The sequence below is a fragment of the Variovorax sp. LjRoot175 genome, from assembly GCF_964253805.1.
GTDB lineage: Bacteria > Pseudomonadota > Gammaproteobacteria > Burkholderiales > Burkholderiaceae_C > Variovorax.
On record NZ_CAXURY020000001.1, the window covers coordinates 3,368,490 to 3,388,353 of the forward strand.

18 protein-coding genes are annotated in these 19,864 nt (G+C 67.3%); 3 read left to right on the forward strand and 15 right to left on the reverse strand.

Translation table 11 applies throughout. The features are described 5' to 3' along the window. Positions 1–32 precede the first annotated feature (32 nt). The 9 genes from ACSQ89_RS16790 to ACSQ89_RS16830 form a co-directional block, all read right to left on the reverse strand. Positions 33–1,043 (reverse strand): alpha-ketoacid dehydrogenase subunit beta, encoded by a 1,011-nt coding sequence (locus ACSQ89_RS16790; protein ID WP_436295642.1) that lies wholly within the window; start codon positions 1,041–1,043, stop codon positions 33–35. Continuing rightward, on the reverse strand, positions 1,040–2,023 hold the full coding sequence (locus ACSQ89_RS16795; protein ID WP_093103554.1) for a thiamine pyrophosphate-dependent dehydrogenase E1 component subunit alpha: 984 nt from the start codon (positions 2,021–2,023) through the stop codon (positions 1,040–1,042). Before ACSQ89_RS16795 ends, ACSQ89_RS16790 begins: the two co-directional genes overlap by 4 nt. 19 nt (positions 2,024–2,042) lie before the next feature. Next, the gene (locus ACSQ89_RS16800; RefSeq protein WP_436295641.1) at positions 2,043–3,758 is read right to left on the reverse strand and encodes an FAD-binding protein; all 1,716 of its coding nucleotides are present in this window, start codon (positions 3,756–3,758) and stop codon (positions 2,043–2,045) included. 7 nt (positions 3,759–3,765) lie between these two features. After that, on the reverse strand, positions 3,766–5,121 hold the full coding sequence (locus ACSQ89_RS16805) for an aromatic ring-hydroxylating oxygenase subunit alpha (RefSeq protein WP_436295640.1): 1,356 nt from the start codon (positions 5,119–5,121) through the stop codon (positions 3,766–3,768). Positions 5,122–5,256: 135 nt separating this feature from the next. Then, on the reverse strand, positions 5,257–6,459 hold the full coding sequence (locus ACSQ89_RS16810; RefSeq protein ID WP_436295639.1) for an acetyl-CoA C-acetyltransferase: 1,203 nt from the start codon (positions 6,457–6,459) through the stop codon (positions 5,257–5,259). A gap of 25 nt (positions 6,460–6,484) precedes the next feature. Continuing rightward, positions 6,485–7,063: a nuclear transport factor 2 family protein gene (locus ACSQ89_RS16815; RefSeq protein WP_436295638.1), complete on the reverse strand. Its 579-nt coding sequence runs from the start codon at positions 7,061–7,063 to the stop codon at positions 6,485–6,487. Next, entirely contained in the window at positions 7,060–7,872 is an 813-nt protein-coding gene (locus ACSQ89_RS16820) for an SDR family NAD(P)-dependent oxidoreductase (protein WP_436295637.1), read from the reverse strand. The genes ACSQ89_RS16815 and ACSQ89_RS16820 overlap by 4 nt, the downstream gene beginning before the upstream one ends. An 8-nt stretch (positions 7,873–7,880) precedes the next feature. Continuing rightward, positions 7,881–8,687 carry an SDR family NAD(P)-dependent oxidoreductase gene (locus ACSQ89_RS16825; protein WP_436295636.1) on the reverse strand — a complete coding sequence of 269 codons (807 nt, stop codon included), beginning with the start codon at positions 8,685–8,687 and terminating at the stop codon, positions 7,881–7,883. Positions 8,688–8,743: 56 nt separating this feature from the next. Continuing rightward, positions 8,744–9,466, reverse strand: coding sequence for an SDR family oxidoreductase (locus ACSQ89_RS16830; RefSeq protein ID WP_436295635.1), 723 nt, complete (start codon positions 9,464–9,466; stop codon positions 8,744–8,746). Between the two features lie 207 nt (positions 9,467–9,673). Between ACSQ89_RS16830 and ACSQ89_RS16835 the strand changes: the two genes are divergently transcribed. Continuing rightward, positions 9,674–10,828, forward strand: coding sequence for a serine hydrolase domain-containing protein (locus ACSQ89_RS16835; RefSeq protein ID WP_436295634.1), 1,155 nt, complete (start codon positions 9,674–9,676; stop codon positions 10,826–10,828). 121 nt (positions 10,829–10,949) lie between these two features. Beyond that, a complete protein-coding gene (locus ACSQ89_RS16840; protein ID WP_436295633.1) occupies positions 10,950–11,789 on the forward strand; it encodes an IclR family transcriptional regulator in 840 nt (279 codons plus the stop codon). A 483-nt stretch (positions 11,790–12,272) separates the two neighbouring features. On the opposite strand, the gene ACSQ89_RS16845 is transcribed toward ACSQ89_RS16840, so the two are convergent. Then, entirely contained in the window at positions 12,273–12,806 is a 534-nt protein-coding gene (locus ACSQ89_RS16845; RefSeq protein ID WP_436296291.1) for a LysR family transcriptional regulator, read from the reverse strand. On the opposite strand from ACSQ89_RS16845, the gene ACSQ89_RS16850 reads away from it, so the two are divergent. Beyond that, complete coding sequence (locus ACSQ89_RS16850; protein WP_436296292.1) at positions 12,738–13,157, forward strand: aconitase family protein; 420 nt, start codon at positions 12,738–12,740, stop codon at positions 13,155–13,157. The two genes, ACSQ89_RS16845 and ACSQ89_RS16850, sit on opposite strands and share 69 nt — an antisense overlap. 8 nt (positions 13,158–13,165) lie before the next feature. Here the strand turns inward: ACSQ89_RS16850 and ACSQ89_RS16855 are convergent, their stop codons facing one another. The 5 genes from ACSQ89_RS16855 to ACSQ89_RS16875 form a co-directional block, all read right to left on the reverse strand. Further along, entirely contained in the window at positions 13,166–14,080 is a 915-nt protein-coding gene (locus tag ACSQ89_RS16855) for a LysR substrate-binding domain-containing protein (protein ID WP_436295630.1), read from the reverse strand. Positions 14,081–14,115: 35 nt separating this feature from the next. Continuing rightward, positions 14,116–14,925: an oxidoreductase gene (locus tag ACSQ89_RS16860; protein ID WP_436295629.1), complete on the reverse strand. Its 810-nt coding sequence runs from the start codon at positions 14,923–14,925 to the stop codon at positions 14,116–14,118. Between the two features lie 39 nt (positions 14,926–14,964). Beyond that, positions 14,965–18,042, reverse strand: coding sequence for an efflux RND transporter permease subunit (locus ACSQ89_RS16865; protein WP_436295628.1), 3,078 nt, complete (start codon positions 18,040–18,042; stop codon positions 14,965–14,967). Further along, a complete protein-coding gene (locus ACSQ89_RS16870) occupies positions 18,039–19,154 on the reverse strand; it encodes an efflux RND transporter periplasmic adaptor subunit (RefSeq protein ID WP_436295627.1) in 1,116 nt (371 codons plus the stop codon). Before ACSQ89_RS16870 ends, ACSQ89_RS16865 begins: the two co-directional genes overlap by 4 nt. Positions 19,155–19,238: 84 nt before the next feature. Continuing rightward, a complete protein-coding gene (locus ACSQ89_RS16875; protein WP_436295626.1) occupies positions 19,239–19,856 on the reverse strand; it encodes a TetR/AcrR family transcriptional regulator in 618 nt (205 codons plus the stop codon). Positions 19,857–19,864 lie beyond the last annotated feature (8 nt).

Genomic DNA, 19,864 nt, shown 5'->3' on the forward strand with positions numbered 1-19,864 from the left:
GGATGTCCTCGGTCGTTTGGGATGGTCGCGCTTCAGTCCAGCGTCTTGCGGATCGCCGCCTCGATCGTCGCCGGCTGCGGCACGTGGGCTGCCTCCAGCGTCTTGGAGAACGGCACCGGCGAGTGGTTCGCGCCGACGCGCTGCACCGGCGCCTTCAGCGCGCTGAACAGGTGCTCGTGCAGCAGCGCGGCGATCTCGGCGCCCACGCCGAAGCGGCGCACCGCTTCATGCACGACCACCGCGCGCCGCGTCTTCGCGACCGAGCTCAGCAAGGTGGCCTCGTCCAGCGGCGAGATCGTGCGCAGGTCGATCAGCTCGACCTCCACGCCTTCCTTCGCCAGCTTGTCCGCGACCGCGGCGCAGTCCTGCACCATGCGGCTGTAGCTGATCACCGTCACGTCGCGGCCTTCGCGCAGCACCTTCGCCTTTCCGAGCGGAATGCGCTGGCCGAGCTGCGGCGGCGCGCCGGGCGTCCAGTAGCTCGGCATGTTCTCGATGAAGAGGCAAGGGTCTTCGTCGAAGATGCACGACAGCATCAAGCCGTAGGCATCGGCCGGCGACGACGGCGCCACCACCTTCATGCCGGCGGTGTGCGCGAACCAGGCCTCGAGGTAGTCGGCATGCTGGCCGCCGGTGCCGAAGCCGGCGCCGGTCATCGTGCGAATCGTGATCGGCACATGCGTCTGCCCGCCCGACATGTAGCGCAGCTTGGCCGCGTGGTTGACGATCATGTCCATCGCCACCGCGGTGAAGTTCATCAGCATGATCTCCGCCACCGGCCGCATGCCGACGATCGACGCGCCGATCGCCGCACCGATGATCGCCTGCTCGGAAATCGGCGTGGAGCGCACGCGCGAGGTGCCGTACTTGGTCGAGAGCCCCTTGGTCACGCCGACGATCCCGCCCTCTTGGCCGTCGGCAATGTCCTCGCCGAGCAGGATGACGTTCGGGTCCAGGCCCATTGCTTCGTCGAGCGCCAGGTTGACGGCCTGGATCGTGTTCATCGGCTTGACCTTGTCGAGCACGGTGCTTGTCGTATTCATTGCGCAACCTCCTCGGCCAGCACATCCCGCTGCAGTTCGGACAAGTCCGGCACCGGGCTCTCCAGCGCGAAAGCCACGGCCTCGTCGATCTCGCGATCGATCGCCGACTCGAGCGCCGCCAGCTCGGATTCGGCCACGCCTCCTTCGATCAGCCAGCTGCGGAAGCGCGGAACCGGATCCCTCGCCATCGCAGCCTCCTTCTCGCCCGGCGCCATGTAGGCGTCCGCGTCGCCGAAGACGTGGCCCTGGAAGCGGAAGGTCTTGGCTTCGATCAGCGTCGGGCCCTCGCCGGCGCGCGCGCGGCTGACGGCCTCGCGCGCCGCCGCATACACCGCCAGCGGGTCGTTGCCGTCGATCGTGACGCCGGGCATCTGGTAGCCCGCGGCGCGGTCGGAGACCTGCTTCGCGGAGGTGGCCAGCTCGTAGCGCGTGTGCTCGCCATAGCCGTTGTTCTGGCAGACGAAGATCACCGGCAGCTTCCAGACCGCCGCCATGTTCAAGGCCTCGTGGAAGGCGCCGATGTTCGAGGCGCCATCGCCGAAATACGCGACGGACACGTGCTTCTGCCCTCGGATCTGCGCCGCCAGCGCCAGTCCGTTGGCGATCGGCATGCTGCTGCCGACGATCCCGGTCGTCACCATCACGCCGGACTCCGGGTGCGTGATGTGCATCGGGCCGCCCTTGCCCTTGCAGGTGCCGGTCGCCTTGCCGGCGATCTCCGCCCACAGCAGCTTCGACGGCACGCCCTTGGCGAGCATGTCGTGGATGCCGCGGTAGATGGTGCAGATCGTGTCCTCGTTCGTGAGGTTCACCGACACCGCGGCGGGAATCGCTTCCTGCCCGCGTGGCGAGTAGTACGGCGCGACGATCTTGCCGGCCTTGATGACCGCGCGGAAGCGATCGTCGCTGCGCTGGATCAGGGCCATGCGGCGGTAGATGTCGACCAGGATGGCCTGGTCGATGCGCGTGTCTGGTGTCATGGATTCGTCCTGGTCGATGTCATTGCAGGGGTGCGCCCAGTGCGTGGTGCGCGGCGATGTAGCCGAAGGTGAAGGAGGCGCCGATGCTCGCGCCCGCGCCGGGATAGCAACGCCCAACCACCGAGGCGGTGCAGTTGCCGGTGGCATAGAGCCCGTGGATGACCGAGCCGTCCTCCCGCAGCACCCGCGCATGCTCGTCGGTGACCACGCCGCCGGCCGTGCCGACGTCACCCGGGTACATGCGCACCGCGTAGAACGGCGGCTTCTCGATCGCGCCGAGGTTGGGATTCGGCGTCACGGTCGGGTCGCCATGGCAACGATCGAAGGCGCGCGAGCCGCGGCCGAAATCGCTGTCGACGCCGCTGCGGCAGAAGCCGTTGAAGCGCTCGAGGGTCCGCGCCAGCCCTGCCCCGTCGATGCCGGTCTTCTTCACCAGCTCGTCGATCGACTCGGCCTTCACCATGTAGCCGCTCTTCAACCACTCCTCGGGCACCTGGCCGGGCTGCGCGGTGCCCCAGGGGTAGTAGGCGCGCTGGCGGCTGTCCATGATGACCCAGCTCGGCACGGCCTTTCCGGTCTCGCGCTGGCGCTGGTACATGCGCTGGCCGATCTCCATGTAGGCGCCGGCCTCGTCGCAGAAGCGCTCGCCGAGCTGGTCGACCATCATCGAGTACGGCAGCGACAGGTCCAGGTGGTGCATGAAGGGCAGCGGCGTGCCGTCGGCCGCATAGCCGCCGGGCTTCGGCGGCTGGCCGTCCGGCGCGAGCGAGGTCACGACCCACCAGGCTTCGTCCATGCAGTCCACCGCCGCGCCGAGCGCCATCGCCCATTCGATCGCCTCGCCGGTGTCGCCGGGGTTGGCATTGGTCCAGGTGGCCGAATTCGGCTGGGGCTGGAAGCGCTGGCGCATCGCCGCGCTGCGCGAGAAGCCGCCGACGTTCATCAGCACGCCATCGCGCGCCTGCACGCGCACCAGCCTGCCGTCGCGCTGCACCGCAACGCCGACGACGCGATCGCCGTCGAGCACGAATTGCGCAAGGGCCGAATCGGTCCAGATCGGCAGCTGCTCGCGCAGCGCGATCTGCAGCATCCGGCCCTGGATCGCCGCGCCCGCGCCGGCGAGCCGCCGGCCGGTCAGCTTGGCCTTCAGCATGCGTCCGACCATCGACAGCGCGGTCTTCTTGCCGCCCCAGGTGCGCTTGGCCAGCATCAGCGACGGGAACTGATCGGTCGGCAGCGGCAGGCTGAAGCCCTTGTAGCGCGACAGCTTCGACTCCCATTCGCCCAGCTCGCGCGTGTCGAAAAGCTCGGCCAGGAGCGAGCGGCCGCGCGGCTCGCCGCCGGGCAGCTCGTCGTAGTAGTCGGACCAGCCGTCGGCGTAGACGAACCTCATGCCCTGGCCTTCGAGGAATTCGACCATCTTCGGGCCGTTGCGCAGAAAGGCATCGCGCCGCGCGGGGCTGGTGCCCGGGCCTTGGTAGGTGACGGCCGCATCGAGGTACTGCCGCGCGCGCTCGGCACTGTCGGCCACGCCGGCGCGTTTCATCACCGGATTGTTCGGCACCCACCAGACGCCGCCGGAAAAACCGGTCGAGCCGCCGATCAGCGGCTGCTTCTCGACGATCAAGGCGCGCTTGCCGAGCTGCTTGGCCGCCAGCGCGGCGCACATCGAGCCGCCGCCGCTGCCGACGATGACGAAGTCGAAGGCCTCGTCCCAGGTTCCGTTGGTCGACATCGTGTCCTCAGGCCCTGCTCGTCTCGTCGAACAGGATCTCGCGCAGCGCGCGGTGGAAGTTCGAGATCGCGGACTCCTGCAGCGGGTTCGTGCGCGCGCCTCGGAAGGCCTGGGACTTCATGCCCTTCTGCACTTCGGTCATGTTGGCGAAGTCCTGCGACAGGATCAGGCCGAAGCGCTCGACGGTGTCGGTCTTCCAGTCGTCCGCGCCCCAATAGAACTCGCGCTCGAGCTTCGGCTCGGCGCCCGGCGCGTAGCGCGCGATCGAGCAGATGTCGTAGAAGCAGGAGTCGGGGTTGTCGCCGTCCGGCCGGGCGCGGTAGAAGAGCATGCCGTCGGGCGACATCAGGAAGATCATGTTCGGGAACACGTGCCAGTCGGTCCCGGCCTTGTAGATCTGCTCGCCCGTGATGTTCGGCCAGCCTGCCCCTTCGGCGATCGCGGCCTCGGCCTGGAACTGGCCCACCTTCATCAGCAGCTCGAGGTGCGGCGTGTCGGGCGAGCACTCGGTGAGGATGCGCCTGGCGGCATCGAGGTCGCGCTGGGTGGTGATCGCCTTGAGCTGGTCCTCCAGGTCGGCGAAGAACTTGACGATGCCGGGGCGCACGTCGTCCGGGACCGGCCGTCCGGTGCGCGGCGACGGCGCGCCCGGCAGCCGCGCCGGCGCCGGGTAGCCGAACATGCCGTGCCTGCCGAAGGTGAAGCTGCGCGTCACGTCGTCGCCCTGGCAATCGAGCAGCTGCGGGTGCGTGCCGAAGACGTGGTAGCCCTCGCTGAAGGCTTCCAGCGCGACCTTCCAGTTGCAGGGCAGGCGCACCGACTTGTACCAGCGGTAGCGCATCTTCTCGAACTCGTAGCAGTCGGTGTATTCCGGCACCGGCGCCAGGTGCCGGGCGAGCGGCTCGCAGGCCGGATCGAAATTGACGAAGACGAAGCCGGCCCAGGTGTCGACCTTGATTTCCGGCAGCGAGAAGTCCTCGTCGCTCATGTCGGGACAGCCCTGCCAGTCGTCGCGATCGACGATGCGGATGACCTTGCCGTCCAGGCTCCATTGCCACCCGTGGAAGCGGCACTGCAGCCTGGCGGCCGACCCGCAGCCTTCGGTCAGGCGCCGCCCGCGGTGCTGGCACACGTTGTAGAAGGCGCGGATCGTGTCCTGCGTCTGGCGCACGACGATGACCGACTCGTCGTTGATGTCGTAGGTGACGTAGTCGCCCGGAAAGGGGATCTCCTCGAGGCGGCAGGCGAGCTGCCACACCTTGGGCCACAGCAGGCGCTTCTCGAGCTGCACGATCTCGCGCGAGATGTAGTGCTCGGCCGGAACGTAGTCCACGCGCACCTTGGGCTTCACGGCGGTATCCACTGTGTGTCTCTCCTGGTTCTGGCTGCACCGGTCGCGAGCTGCCTCGCGGGCATCAGGTATCAATAATCGAATGCCGTTCTGAAATATAAACGCGTCGAGTTGGCGCTGTCAATGCGGTACGACCCGTGAGGTTCACTACGACCCGGCCCGCTCGAAGAGCGCGGCCAGCCCCTGCCCGCCGCCGACGCACATCGTCTCCAGCGCATAGCGGCCCTGGCGCCGTTTCAGCTCGTGCAGCATCGTCGCGAGGATGCGCACGCCGGTCGCGCCGATCGGGTGTCCGAGCGAGATGCCGCCGCCATTGACGTTGAGCCGGTCGGCATCGTTCCATTCCCAGCCCTTCAGCACCGCCAGCACCTGTGCCGCAAAGGCCTCGTTCAGCTCGACGAGATCGAGCCGGTCGAACGACAGGCCGGTGCGCGCCAGCAGCTTCTTCACCGCGGGCACGGGGCCGATGCCCATGCGCGACGGCTCGCAGCCGGCGGCGGCCCACCCGCGCACCCAGGCCATCGGCTCGAGCTTCAGTTCGGCCAGCTTGTCCTCGGCGACGACCAGGCAGGCGGCGGCCGCATCGTTCTGCTGGCTCGCGTTGCCGGCGGTCACGGTGCCGCCCTTCAGCACGGGCTTCAGCTTCGCCAGCGTCTCCATCGTGGTCTCGGCACGGATGCCTTCGTCGCGCGCGAAGTGCAACGCCTCGCCCTTCTTCGCCGGCACGGCGACGCTCACCACCTCGTGCGCGAAGCGGCCTTCGCGCCAGGCCGCGGCGGCGCGCTGATGGCTGCGCATCGCGAAGGCATCGGCGGCCTCGCGCGAGATGCCGTAGTCACCCGCCAGGTTCTCGGCGGTCTCGGGCATGCCGGAGATGTAGCCGAAGCGGTGTTCGGGCTGCGAGCGCTCGCGACCGCGCTGCAGGCGGTCGTGCATCGTGACCGAGCCGGCGCGCGCGCCCCAGCGCAGGTCAGTGCTGTAGTACTCGATATTGCTCATGCTCTCGACGCCGGCGGCCACGACGACATCGGCCGCGCCGGTCTGCACCTGCATCGCCGCATCGATCACGGCCTGCAGCCCGGAGCCGCAGCGCCGGTCCAGGGTCATGCCCGGCACCGCGACCGGCAAGCCGGCATCGAGCGCGGCATAGCGGCCGAGGCAAGGCGCCTCGCTGTTGGCGTAGGACTGGGCCATCACGACCTCGTCGATGCGCTCCGGGTCGATGCCGCTGCGGGCGACCAGCGCCTTCAGGACGGCGCTGGCGAGCTGGTCGGCGGGCAGCGGCTTCAGGCTGCCGCCGAAGGCGCCGACGGCGGTGCGCAAAGGGGAGACGATGGCAGCCCTGCGCATGCGTCAGTTCCTCGTGAATGCGAGATCAGGGTGCATGGGTCACCGCGCGTCGGGCAACGTCCCCCTGCGCCTCCCAGTAGGCCGCCCAGCTCGGCCAGGCATGCGGCAGGCTCGGCGCGAACTTCGGGCCTTCGTACTTGCCGGGCCAATTCTGGAAGCCCGCGCCCTCGCCGCGGTTGGGGCGCTGCTGCCAGTCGGTCGAGTACCAGTGCTTCTCGTCGCGGCGCTCGAAGCACCAGAGGCCTTCGCTGCGGACATAGCGGTCGAAATAGCAGATGGACATCTCGATCCAGTGGTCCTTGTCTTCGTGTCCGGCACGGCAGTAGACCGTGCCGCTCGCGTGATCGGCGTCGATCAGCTCGATCGTCTGGCCGCACACCAGGTGGACCGAGCGGTAGAAGCCCGTGAGCACATGCCGGCTCGCGTAGTAGCGCTTCAAGGCCTCGCGTCCGATGCCCCAGCGGCCGCAGTCCACATCGGCGGCGAAGAGCGCGACCAGGGCATCGACATTGCGTGAGTCGACCGCGACGGCGTAGCGCGCGGGCAGTTGCCCGATCGCCAGCTCAGCCTCGACGCGGGCCAGACGCTGCGCCAGATCGCTCACGATGCTGCCTCGCGCTCTGCGAAGTCCGCGACGTAAGGCTGGTGCGCCAGCGAACCGCCGTCGACGCAGATCACCTGGCCGGTGATGAAGCCGGCCTCGTCGGAGGCGAGGAAGACCACGGCGGCCGCGATGTCCTCGGGCCGCCCGAGCCGCGGCGTCAGATGGTGGCGCAGCATGATCTCTCCGACGCCGGAGGCGGCATAGCTGTCCCTGGTCGACGGCGTGACGATCAGCCCCGGCGAGATCGCGTTGCAGCGGATGCCTTCCTTGCCGTGCTGCGTCGCGACGCTCTGCGTCAGCGAGTTGATTGCGGCCTTGGACGCGCTGTAGGCGCTGTGCGAGAGCGCGCCGGCGAGCGCCGCATTCGAGCTGGTGTTGACGATCGAGCCGCCGCCGCGCCGGCGCAGGTGCGGGATGGCCGCCCGGCAAGCGAGCATCGTGCCGCGCAGGTTGACGCGCAGGATCGCGTCCCAGACCTCGGTCTCGACGGTGGCAACCGGCCGGTCGCGCGTCGACGAGAGCCGTGTGTCGGCCGCGTTGTTGTGCAGGATGTCGAGGCCGCCGAGCCGGGAGACGGTGGCTTCGACCATCGCGAGCACCGAGCCCTCGTCGCCGAGATCGACCTGCAGTGCGATCGCCCGGCCGCCCTCCGCCTCGATCGCTGCGACCTGGCGCTCGGCGGCGGCCAGGTCGATGTCGCCGACCGCGACCGCGGCGCCTTCACGCGCCAGTGCCATCGCGCAGGCCGCGCCGATGCCGCCGCCCGCGCCGGTCACCAGCGCCACTTTTCCTTGCACGCGTCCCGTCATGGCTGTCCTCACAATGCGGTGTACAGGCCGCCGTCGACGGGCAGGTTCTGCCCGCTGACGTAGCCCATCAGGTCGCTGCAGAGCGCCACGACGGCGCGGCCGATGTCCTCGCGCGGCGCGCCCATGCGGCCGAGCGGGAACATGCGGAGGTAGGCGTCGCGGACCGCGGGGTTCTGGGCGAAGAACACCTGGGTCGGCTCGGTGGCAGCGGCGGGCTCGATCGCATTCACGGTGATGCCGTAGGGCCCCCACTCGCGCGCCAGCGACTTGACGAAGCCGCGGTCGCCGCCCTTCAACGCCGAATACACCGGATTCATCGCCGCGCCATGCAGCCCGAAGGCCGAGCCGAGCACGATGAAGCGGCCGCTCCCGCTGGCCCGCAGGTGCGGCACCGCGGCCTGGGCGCAATGCAGGTTGCCGTCCCTGGCGACGCGGGCCTGTCGCAGCCAGTCTTCTTCCGTGACCTCTTCGAGCGCGATCGGATGCGCCGAGTCTGCGCCGGCGTTCGCGTTCTGCACCAGGATGTCGAGCCGCCCCCAACGGGCGACGGTTGCTTCGACCGCACGGTTCACCGCCGCGGCGTCGCCGACATCTGCCTCCAGCGCGAAAGCAGTGCCGCCCTCGGCGGCAATCAGCGCGACGGTGTCGTCGCAGGTCGCCCCCCGGCGCCCGGTCACGGCCACCCGCGCGCCCGCGGCGGCGAGCGCCAGCGCGATGCCGCGGCCGATGCCGGCGCCGGCGCCGGTCACGAAGGCGACGCGGCCCTGCAGCAGGCCCGCGCCGGTTGTCGTCGTCGTTGCGCTTGCATTGCTCATTGGAGTACCTTCGCCTTCGGCTGCGGTGCGAGCGCCTTCGGGCGGCCGGGCGGCGCTCATGGCACCATCCAGTCGCCGCCGTCGAGGTTGAAGCTCGCGCCCGTCACGCCGCGCGCCCCATCGCTGCCGAGCCATGCGATCACGTCGGCCACCTCGGCTTCCGCCTCGGGCACGCGGCCGAGCGCTGGCGGCGGCGGACCGAGCTCCGGCGTCGGCGGCAGCGCGGCGTCTGCCAGCGAGGGCGCGTAGCGCTGCGCCCCGACGCCGACCCAGTTGAGGCGCATGCCGTGCCGGCCCCATTGCCGCGCCGCCGACTTGACCAGCGTGCGCTGCGCTTCGGCCAGCGTGATCAGCGCGACGAGGCCGGCCGCACCGACCAGCGCCGTCGAAGGGCCGACGACGACCGTCGCCCCGCCCGCCTCGCGCTGCTGGCGATGGACCGCCTGCAGGAAGTACAGGCTCGTGAGCATGCTGCGATGCACGGCGGAGTGCCATTGCTCGGCAGAAAGCGCCTCGAGCGGGCGCGACGCCAGCGCCGCAGGCGTGGCGCCCGCATGCACGACGAGGTCTGCGCCGCCGGCCTCGCGCGAGGCATCCCCGATGGCCGCCTCCGCGTCGGCGCGCGAGCCGGGCGCGACGTCGATCTCGACCACGCGCGCCCCATGCCGCCGCAGCCCGCGCGCCAGCGCAGCACCGAGGGCCAGCCCCGGCATGGCCACGATCGCGCACCGGCCTGCCAGCAGTGCCGCATCGGCGTCTTGCGCTACTCCTTGAACCATGCCTTGCTCCTTTGTCGACCCGGGCCCAGGGCTCTCGAGTTCGTGAAAAAGCGACGTCATTTATTTGAACGTCGTTCTACAATATAAACCAATTGGCGAGGCCTCAACAAGAGCTTCGAGGCTTCTTTTTCGATCGAAGGCCCCGCTGCGCGCCCAGGTCGCCGCTGCCACATCGACCCGTGCAGCCCACCTCGAAAGGAGACCCGCTTGACCCCGCCCATGCTCGACGCCAACCCTCCGGTGCAACGCGCCATCGATGACGCGATCGCCAGCGGCCGCGAGATCGGCATTCAAGTGGCCGCCTACCATCGCGGCCGCCTGGTGGTGGATGCGTGGGGCGGCCTGGCCGATCCGGCAAACGGCCGCCCCGTCGACGGCGAGACGCTCTTCAACGTCTACTCGGTCACCAAGGCCGTCGCCGCGACGGCAGTGCACATGCTGGTCGATCGCGGCCGGCTCGACTACGACGCACCCGTGGCGACATGGTGGCCGGAGTACGCCGCCCACGGCAAAGGCAGAACCACGCTGCGCGACGTGCTGACGCATCGCGCCGGCATTCCGCAGATGCCGGAGGGGATGACCCCGGAGCGCTTGTGCGACTGGCCCTGGATGACCCGCGCGATTGCCGAGCTCACGCCGCTGGCGGAGCCCGGCGCGAAGACCATGTACCTGTCAATGACCTTCGGATGGATCCTCGGTGAACTGGTGCGCCGCGCCGACCCGGACCATCGCTCGCTCGGCCGCTTCGTGCGCGAGGAGATCGCTGCGCCGCTCGGCGCGCCGGACCTCTGGATCGGTATCCCCGATGCTGTCGAGCCGCGGATCGCGCGGCAGTTCGACGCGATGCGGCCGCTCCCGGCCGAGCACTTGCCGCCGCTCTATCTCGCCTCGATGCCGCCCGCGGTCGCGCTGGGACCGGCGGTGTTCGAGCGACCCGAGGTGCGCCGCGCCGAGGTGGCCGGGGTGGGCGGCATCTTCACCGCACGCAGCGAAGTGCGTTTCTGGGCCATGTTGGCTGGCGGCGGCGAGCTCGACGGGGTGCGGCTGCTCTCGGAAGGCCTGGTGGCCACGCTGAACACGCCGCGTGCGCACAGCGACGAGCCCGATCCGGTGATGTTCGGCTTCCCGATCCCGATCACGATCGGGGGTTACTGGTTCGGCGGCGAACATCCACCAGTGTGTTCGGCGAAGAACCCGCGCGCGATCTGCCATCCCGGCCAGGGCGGCTCCATCGGCTGGGCCGATCCTGATGCGCAGCTCGCCGTGGCGATCTGCCACAACCGTCTGTTCAACCCGGCAACACGCGACGAAGACGCGATCCTGACGATCGCCGAGGCCGTGCGTGGCGCATTGAAACTCTGAAGAGATCGCGCAGCGCGTGCCGCGACCTTCGTCAATCGCCTGTCGATGAATCGCCAGAGTCGGTAGGGGGGTGCCCCGGTAAAATGGCGATTCAGCATCCCTGAATGGGCGAAGGATTCGAATGACAAGACAGGCGAGATCGGCGCCGCTGCCCGCGGAAGACCCTGAACGCGACACCACCGGCCCGCGTTCCCTGACGCGCCTGTTGGGATTGTTCGACGTGTTGTCGCTGACGCAGAACGGGATGTCGCTCGCCGAGTTGAGCGCAACGCTGGCAGCGCCGAAAAGCAGCCTGCTGAATCTGCTGCGCCCCCTCGTGGCCGAAGGCTACCTGATCCACAGTGAGGGCAGCTATCGCATCGGCCCCTCGATCATCCGCCTCTCGGCGAGCGTGATGTCCGCATGGAACTTCCCGAAGATGATCCGGCCTTTCATGGAAGAACTCGTTGAACGCACCGGCGAGACCGTTTTGCTCGGCGTGCTCAACCGTGAGGCCGAGGCCGTGGCGTTTGTCGAACTTGTCAATAGCCCGCATCCGGTTCGCCTGCAAGTACCCGTCGGTACGGTTCGGCCGCTGTATGCGAGCCCGACCGGCTGGTTGCTGCTCGCATTTGCCGACAAGGGGTTCCGGGACGCGTACATGGCCTCGGTGCAGTTCAAGATCAAGATGCCGGCCGGGATCGCGAAGGCCTCGATCACGCGCGAGATGGCAAAGATCCGGACTGAAGGTGTGTGCAGTTCCATCGATACCCCTATCGCTGGGGTCGGGTCCGTGATTGCGCCCGTATTCGACGGCAATGGAGAGTGCATCGCATCGCTCACTGTCGCTGGCCCGGCAGATCGATTCCGGAAGGACATGGATCTGCTCAGAGCGACAGTCAAGGAATTGGCGGCGAGGGCTTCGGGCGTCGTCGGGGCTGTCCAGCCGAGCATGCCACCCATCTCAAGCCGAACAGGATGACGCCAGACGGGTGAAAGAGGCGCTGGATGCGGGAAAGACACTTGAGCGAGATAACTGCCTGAGACGCGGCTGACGCTGCGAGCAGGATGGCCGCAACGCAGTCTGAAGCAGTCCATACTCATACGCGCCGCTGCGCGCCCACCACGGCGGGGATAACCGGTCAGCCGTCCCGCTTCGGCATCACGATATAAGCCGATGCGCTCATGGTTCAGGTTGAGGTCTGCCCTCCTCTACTCTCAACATGTGACACGCAATGCCGGAAAACTGCGAAGTAACGACAAGAGATGCCAGAACTTGAGGCTAGCGTGCTCGAATTGCCGTCGAAGCCGTGACATCCTTTGCCGGAATCACCGCCAAGCATTATCGAAATTCACATCAGTGTCGATTCGGGCATATCTTGTCGAGCAAGCGACCATGGAGGTCATCGCAAGCGGGGGAGAGGGCAGCGTGCGGATCGTCGCGAGTTTGGCCGCACTTTCCAGTTCACTTCCAGCTGATATGGTCAAGGTGCTGGAGAAACATCGCTCCATCCAGGTCAGCTTGAAAGAAGCCTCTTCGGCAGAGATGGTGAAACATATCGTGTCGCTGTTCAATTCCGGCATAGCATGTCGTTCGCATCCGCTCCAGGCTTGCCAGCACCTCCCTCGCTTGGCGTGCCAACGCCAAGCCAGCATCAGTCGGTTCCATTCCTCGTGCACCACGCCGCAACAACGGCATGCCGGCGCGCACCTCAAGCGCGGCCATCCGTTTGCTGACGGCGGACGGAACAGTCGATTCGCGTTCGGCGCAGCGAACGCGACTTCCAGGTGACAGACTGGATGCGCAGCGACGAAGGATTCGACTACGACTCGGAGATCGAGGTCGATTTGCTCGGCCTTGGAACCGATGGTCGCGCGGCCGGGCGACCCTGGAAGAGGCGTAGCCGTATCTGATTTGTCGTCCGAGAGAGTGGCGATCGACATCGCCTATGGCGGGTCTTGCACCGGCGGCAAGCTCGAGGACATCGAGGCCTACCATGAAGTCATGAAATGGGGCGCCGATCGTGGCTTGCGACTGGCGCCAGGGGTGGATTTCTTTCTTCAGTTCGGCAGCCAGGACGTACGGGAACGCAGCGATCGCGCAGGGATGACAGCGGTCTTTCTGCAGATGGGCGTACAGCTCGTCGAACCTGGCTGCGGTGCTTGTATCAACGCCGGGCCTGGCGCATCGAGCCGCGCTGAACAGGTCACTGTCAGTGCCATCAACCGCAATTTCCCAGGCCGGTCGGGCCCAGGGTCGTTGTGGCTGGGCAGTCCTTCCACGGTGGCAGCAAGCGCCCTGGCTGGCTACATCGTTTCCTTTGCGAGTCTTACAGTAAAGACAAGGTGACTGTTGGCTCACTGTGAGCCGATCCTCATCTGAACGCCTGCAGGCTTGAGCCGGCTCGCCAAAAAGTCCAGGAACGCACGCTGCACCGCCGTGCTGTGCCGACGTTGCAGATAGACAGCCGACAGCCACATGTCGCTGCGAACGAACTCCGAGAGGACGGGGACCAGCCTCCCGCTTTCCACGTAGGGCTCGAGCATCACCGACGGCAGATAAACGACGCCTGCGCCGAGCAGTGCCACCTGGAGCAGCGGGCCAGCTTCCGTTGCGTCCAGCCTCCCACGGACCTCCACCTCGATGGGCTGACTGTCGGCTTCGAAGCGCCACTTCGCCAGCGCATTCAATGGGGTGCTGATCAATGCGACGTGATGCGCAAGCTCGTTCGGATGGGTAGGTAAACCGTGCTTGCGCCAGTACATGGGCGCGGCGCAGACGCTGAGTTCCATGGGCGCCAGTTTTCGAACGATCAGGTTCTCGTTGGCCGAAGGGCCGAAGCGCAGCGCGATGTCGACGCCCTCCTCCGTCAGATCGATCCGGCGGTTCGAGAGCACGAGGCTGATGCTGACCTCAGGGTAGTGGCCGAGGAAGTCGTTGATCAGCGCCGGCAATTCCGTCAGTTCCATGCCGTGCGGTGCCGAAATGCGCAGGCGCCCGCTCGGGACCCGCGCGCGGTCCTGGAGCTCGGCGCGTGTCGCGTCGGCCAGTTCCAGGATCGGCCTGCTTCTGTCGAGCAGCAAGAGGCCTGCGTCCGTGAGGCTGACGGCGCGGCTGGTCCGGTTCAGCAGCCGGACGCCGAAGCGGCGCTCGAGGGCTGCGATGTACTTGCTGACAGTCCCCCTCGACAGCGCCAGATGTTTGGCGGTGCGGGAGAAGCTTCCGGAAGAGGCAACCTCGCTGAAGGCGCGCAGGAGATCCAGGCTGTCCACGGCGTCCGCCTTCGTTTGTGCGGCAGGGCAACTGCTCAGGAAGAGACGAGTCCGAGTTTTTTTCTCAGGCTCGCATCCACCGGTCCTGCTGGCAAGAAGCGGCGCAATTTCGTCAGGAGAGACGCCTCCCCTGGCGGCGTGCAACGCATGCGCCATGGGCCGAGCGCCGCCTCGACGATGGTGCCCGCCACGCCGTGCGGCTCGGGCGCACTGCTCACGCTGTCGGCCACGGAGAGCGCCACCAGGTCGCGTTCGCGGTCATAGCCCGATATCCGAGCCTTGACACGAGGCGCGCTGGTATCGAGGTTGGTCCGGGTGAAGGCTGGCTGCACCAGCGTTGCGCGAATGCCGAACTGGCGCACCTCGTGATCCAGCGACTCCGACAGCCCTTCCACCGCGTGCTTGGTGGCCGAATACAGGCCCATGTACGGGGCCGGAAGCACACCAAGCACAGAGCTGACGTTGACGATTCGCCCGCGGCGTTGCGCACGCATGTACGGGAGCACGGCGCGCGTGGTGCGAAGCATGCCGAAAACGTTGGTGTCGAACAGGGCCGCGGCCTCGGCCGTCGCGGTTTCCTCGACCGCGCCGATCATCATCATTCCCGCATTGTTGACCAGCACGTCGATGCGCGTGGCACGGTCGATGACGGATTCGATGCCCGTCTGAACCGAGCCTTCATCCCGAACGTCCATCTCGACGATCTCGACACCGGGCAGCTTGGGCGCGTTGCGCAGGTCGCGCACGGTGCCGAACACCCGGCAGCATCGCGCCACGAACATTTCCGCAACGACGCGTCCGATGCCCGAGGACACGCCCGTCACGACAACAACTGATGAAGACATGGCAGTTCCTTCGATCTCAATGAATGGTAGTGAGGCGCATCAGTGCGCGGGCTGGGTAGCATTGCCGGGTTTGATCCTGAACCAGATCGAATACATCGCCGGCAGGAACACCAGCGTCAGGATCGTCCCAGCAAACGTACCGCCGATCAGCGTGTACGCCAATGCGCCCCAGAACACCGAATGGGTCAGTGGAATGAACGCGAGGATCGCCGCAAGCGCGGTCAGGATCACAGGCCGGGCACGCTGCACGGTCGCCTCGACGACCGCATGAAACGGGTCGAGCCCCTCCTGCTGGTTGTGGTGGATCTGCCCGAGCAGGATCAGCGTGTTGCGCATCAGGATGCCCGATAGCGCGATGAGTCCCACAAGCGCGTTGATGCCGAAGGGCTGCTGGAACAGCAGCAAGGTCGGCACCACGCCGATCAGCCCGAGCGGGCTCGTGAGGAACACCATGACCATCGCGGAGATCGAGCGCACCTGGAAGATGATGATGAGGAGCGTGATCGCCAGCATGATCGGGAACAGCGGCAGCATCGCCTGCGTCGCCTTCTCCGATTCCTCGATGGAGCCGGCCTGAACGATGTGGTAGCCGGCGGGCAGCTTCTGCATCAGGGGCTGCAGCTTCGCGGTGATCGCGGTCGACACGTCGGGGGGCTGCAGCCCCTCGGCGATGTCGCCCTGCACCGTGATCGTGGGCATGCGGTCGCGCCGCCGAATGACCGGTTCTTCCATGCGCACCTCGACCTCGCCGACCTGCGACAGCGGAATGCGCTGGCCTCCGGCACCGGCGAGCGTGAAGTCCACGAGCTTCGCGGGATCGAGCCGGGTGCTGCCGGCCGAACGGGCCACCACCTGCACGGTGCGGATGTCCTCGCGCACGGTAGTCACCGGCACGCCGCTCAAGAGGAATTGCAGTTGCTGCGCCACGGCGCTGGAGGTCAGCCCGACGGCCTGCAGGCGGTCCTGTTTCAGGGTGAAGTGCAGCGTGGGCGTGCGGGTGCCCCAGTCGGTGTTGACGGTGCGCATCATCGGACTGGCATCCATCACCTGTCGCACCTCGGCCGCGATCTTGCGCAGCTCGTTCGCATCGGGTCCGGTGACACGGTAGGCAACAGGGAACGGCGAGTACGGCCCGAACACGAGCTGGGTCACGCGCACCCGCGCCTCGGGCGCGAGGCCATCGGCAATGGCATGGCGCAACCGGTGCTTCAGGGCCTCGCGCTCCTCCTGGCTGGCCGTGCGCACCACGATCTTGGCGAACGACGGGTCGGGCAGTTCGGGCCCCATCGCGAAGTAGAAGCGGGGCGCACCCTGTCCGATGTAGGACGTGACGATCTGGGCCTCCGACTGCGTGGAGAGCCAGGCCTCGACCTTCGCCGTAGCGTCGCTGGTCTGCGTGATCGAGGTGCCGTAGGGCATCTGCACTTCGACCAGGACTTCAGGGCGGTCGGAGATCGGAAAGAACTGCTTCTTGACCACGCCCATGCCGAGGATCGACACCACAAAGAGGCCGACGACCGCGCCCGCCACCAGCCACTTACGCGCGATGACGCGCGCCAGCACGCCACGCAGCCGGTTGTAGCGCGGCGTGTCGTAGATCGCGGCATGGCCGCCTTCGATCTTCTTGAAGTTCGGCAGCAGCTTGACGCCCAGGTAGGGCGTGAACACCACGGCGACCACCCACGATGCGATCAGCGCGATGCCGACGATCCAGAACATGTTGCTGGTGTACTCGCCCGCTGTCGATGGCGCGAAGCCGTTGGGCATGAAGCCCACCGCGGTGACCAGCGTGCCCGAGAGCATCGGCGCTGCCGTGTGGCTCCAGGCATAGGCGGATGCGGCCACATGGCTATAGCCTTCCTCGATCTTCACGACCATCATCTCGATGGCGATGATGGCGTCGTCCACCAGCAAGCCGAGCGCGAGGATCAGCGAGCCGAGCGTGATGCGGTCGAAGTTCTTGCCAGTCGCGGCCATCACCACGAAGACCACCGCCAGCGTCAGCGGTACTGCGGCTGCAACCACAAGCCCCGCGCGCCAGCCCATGCTCAGGAAGCTCACCAGCATGACGACCAGCAAGGCCGCAAAGAACTTGACCATGAACTCGTCGACCGACGCGCTGATGTTCACCGACTGGTCCGTGACCTTGGTCAGGCTCAGGCCCAGGGGCAGCTCGGCATTGATGGCACGGGCTTCCACGTCCAGGGCCTTGCCCAAGTCGAGCCCGTTCCAGCCTTCCCGCATGACCACGCCGATCAGCAAGGCAGGCTCGCCGCCGTTGCGGATCATGAAGGTGGCCGGATCTTCGTAGCCGCGCTTGACCGTGGCCACATCCGACAGCTTCAACGTGCGGCCCTGCGCAACCAAGGGCGTGTCGCGGATCTTCTGCAGGGTGTCGAATGCGCCGTCCAGCCGAATGAACACCTGCGGGCCCCTGGTTTCCACGGACCCGGCAGGACTCAGCGCGTTCTGGCTGTTGAGCGCGGCGAACACGTCTTGCGGCCCGATGCCCAAGGTTGCCAGCCGGTCGTGCGCGAACTCGACGTAGATGCGCTCCGACTGCTCGCCGGCGATGTTCACCTTCTTCACCCCCGGCACGTGCAGCAGCCGCTGGCGCAGCGTCTCGGCGTCGCGCACCAGCACGCGCTGCGGTTCTCCCTTGGCCTTCAGCGCGAACAAGGCGAAGGTGACGTCCGCGTACTCGTCGTTGATCATCGGCCCGATCACGCCGGCCGGCAGGTTGCCCGCTTCGTCGCCGAGCTTCTTGCGCGCCTGATAGAACTGTTCCTGCACCTGTGCCGGCGGCGTGCTGTCGAGCAGCGTCAGGGTCGTGAACGCCAGCCCGGGCCGCGTGTAGGTCTCCGTGCGGTCGTAGTAGCGCAATTCCTGCAGGCGCTTCTCGAGCTTTTCTGCGACCTGGTCCTGCATCTCCTGCGCCGTGGCGCCGGGCCAGGCGGTGATGACCGTCATCACCTTGACGGTGAAGGCGGGATCTTCCGCGCGGCCGAGCTTGAAGAACGCGACCAGCCCCGCCAGCGAGATCAGGCCAATGAGGAACAGCGTGATAGATCGCTCGCGTACGGCCAGCGCCGACAGATTGAAGCGGCCTTCGCTCATGGGCGGGCTCCACCCGCCGCGGGTGTCGCGGCCGAGGTCGCGACACGCACCTTCTCGCCTTCGCGCAGCAGGTGCGCGCCGAGCGCGACAACCTGGTCCCCCTGCTTGAGTTGACCGGCCACCAGGGCACGCTCGCCGTCCAGGCGCTCGACGGCCACCGGCTGCCAGCGCACGGTTGATGGGTCGCCACCGATGACCCAGACGCCCGTCGCCTTTCCTGTATCGAACAGGGCGCTGATGGGCACCTGGACGCCACCTGCCTGCGCTGGTTTGCCGTCCGCGATGTCAACTGTCACCGTCGCACCCAAGGGTGCGTTGGCGAGCGCGCCGTCAAGCACGTAGCGCGCCTCGAAGGTGCGCGTGAGCTTGTCGGCCGCATCGGAGAGTTGCCTGAGCTCGACGGGCACGGCAACACCTTCCCTGCCGAACAGCGTGGCCTGCCCGCCGGAGCCGACGACCGGGCGCAGCGTTTCGGGCAACTGGACCACGGCCTCCCTGCGCCCGGCCTGCGCCACGCGGACCACCGGCTGCCCGGCGTTGACGACCTGGCCAGGCTCGGCCAGCGTCTCGAGAACGGTGCCGTCCGCATCGGCAGTGAGTTCCGAATAGCGATTCGAATTGCGCGCGACCTCCGATTGCGCTTCGGCCGCACCGAGTTGGGCCTGGGCGGCATCCGCCGCCGCCTTGGCCTGGTCATACGCCGAAGCGGAAATGGCGCCGGTGCCGCGCAGATCGCGGTAGCGCGCTTCTTCGTCGCCGGCCTGCTTCGCACGCGCCCGTGCGGCGCTGACGGCCTCCTGCTGCGCACGTGCCGCCAGCCTCAGGTCGACCGGGTCGATACGCATGAGCAATTGCCCGCGCTTGACCGTCTGGCCTGCGTCGACCAAGCGCTCCAGAACCTTTCCGGGGACGCGGAAGCCCAGGTCGCTCTGAACCCGCGCGGCGACGGTGCCGGTGAACGAGCGCGATGCCGCCGCGCCTGTCTGGACGGTGGCGGCGCGCACCAGCGGCGTCTGGGTGCGCGGATCGGGCGGCGTCTTGTCGTCGCAGGCGACCAGCGCGAACGGCAAGGCGCAGACGAAGGCGGAGGTGAGGAAGCGGCGCGAGTGCATGAGGGGCCCATTGACGAATCGATCAGGGCCCCGATTCTGATAATAGTGACCATTTTAGTCAATAGTCACATAGAAATTATTTGCCTATGGCGACAAACTGCGAAGCACCAGACCCGACAACTGGGCCGGCGCCTGCTCCGTGTGATCGGCGCTGAGCCGCAGGATCAGGGGGTTGATGTAGGGGTGCATGACCAGGTAGATTGCCGCCGCCGTCTCGTCGATCGGTGTTTTGCGCTCGAAGTCGCCGGACTCCCGCCCTTGCTTCAGCAGTTCGAGAAGCAGCTGCCGGATGCACTCTTCGTGAGCAATGGCCGACGGCCAGCGCTCGCTGGCCGCCGAGATGGCGATCTCATAGAGCTTGCGGTCCTGGAAGAACAGCCGAAGACCCGAATCGACGATGGCCTTGAACATGCGGCGCAGCTTCTCCGGCGGGCGGTCGACCCCGTCGACCGCCGCACGGATGCCCAACTGGATCTCGCGCAGGCAGTTCGAGCAGATCATTTCGCCGATCGCCCGCTTGGACTCGAAGAACTTGTAGATGTATGCCTTGGAGAAGCCGATGGCCTTGGCAAGGTCGGAAACCGTGGTCTTCTCGTACCCGTACTGGCTGAAGTGCTCGGTGGCTGCGACGACGATCTGCGCGCGCACGTCGTGATCGGCCGGCCCCCGCGCGACAGGCGGAGAAGAAGTTGCGTTGTTCATGCCGAGAG

Bases quoted from the DNA above. Each gene is read 5' to 3' on its own strand.
- ACSQ89_RS16790 (WP_436295642.1), bottom strand. From the start codon at position 1,043: ATGAATACGACAAGCACCGTGCTCGACAAGGTCAAGCCGATGAACACG.
- ACSQ89_RS16795 (WP_093103554.1), bottom strand. From the start codon at position 2,023: ATGACACCAGACACGCGCATCGACCAGGCCATCCTGGTCGACATCTAC.
- ACSQ89_RS16800 (WP_436295641.1), bottom strand. From the start codon at position 3,758: ATGTCGACCAACGGAACCTGGGACGAGGCCTTCGACTTCGTCATCGTC.
- ACSQ89_RS16810 (WP_436295639.1), bottom strand. From the start codon at position 6,459: ATGCGCAGGGCTGCCATCGTCTCCCCTTTGCGCACCGCCGTCGGCGCC.
- ACSQ89_RS16820 (WP_436295637.1), bottom strand. From the start codon at position 7,872: ATGACGGGACGCGTGCAAGGAAAAGTGGCGCTGGTGACCGGCGCGGGC.
- ACSQ89_RS16825 (WP_436295636.1), bottom strand. From the start codon at position 8,687: ATGAGCAATGCAAGCGCAACGACGACGACAACCGGCGCGGGCCTGCTG.
- ACSQ89_RS16830 (WP_436295635.1), bottom strand. From the start codon at position 9,466: ATGGTTCAAGGAGTAGCGCAAGACGCCGATGCGGCACTGCTGGCAGGC.
- ACSQ89_RS16840 (WP_436295633.1), top strand. From the start codon at position 10,950: ATGACAAGACAGGCGAGATCGGCGCCGCTGCCCGCGGAAGACCCTGAA.
- ACSQ89_RS16845 (WP_436296291.1), bottom strand. From the start codon at position 12,806: ATGGTAGGCCTCGATGTCCTCGAGCTTGCCGCCGGTGCAAGACCCGCC.
- ACSQ89_RS16860 (WP_436295629.1), bottom strand. From the start codon at position 14,925: ATGTCTTCATCAGTTGTTGTCGTGACGGGCGTGTCCTCGGGCATCGGA.
- ACSQ89_RS16865 (WP_436295628.1), bottom strand. From the start codon at position 18,042: ATGAGCGAAGGCCGCTTCAATCTGTCGGCGCTGGCCGTACGCGAGCGA.
- ACSQ89_RS16870 (WP_436295627.1), bottom strand. From the start codon at position 19,154: ATGCACTCGCGCCGCTTCCTCACCTCCGCCTTCGTCTGCGCCTTGCCG.
- ACSQ89_RS16875 (WP_436295626.1), bottom strand. From the start codon at position 19,856: ATGAACAACGCAACTTCTTCTCCGCCTGTCGCGCGGGGGCCGGCCGAT.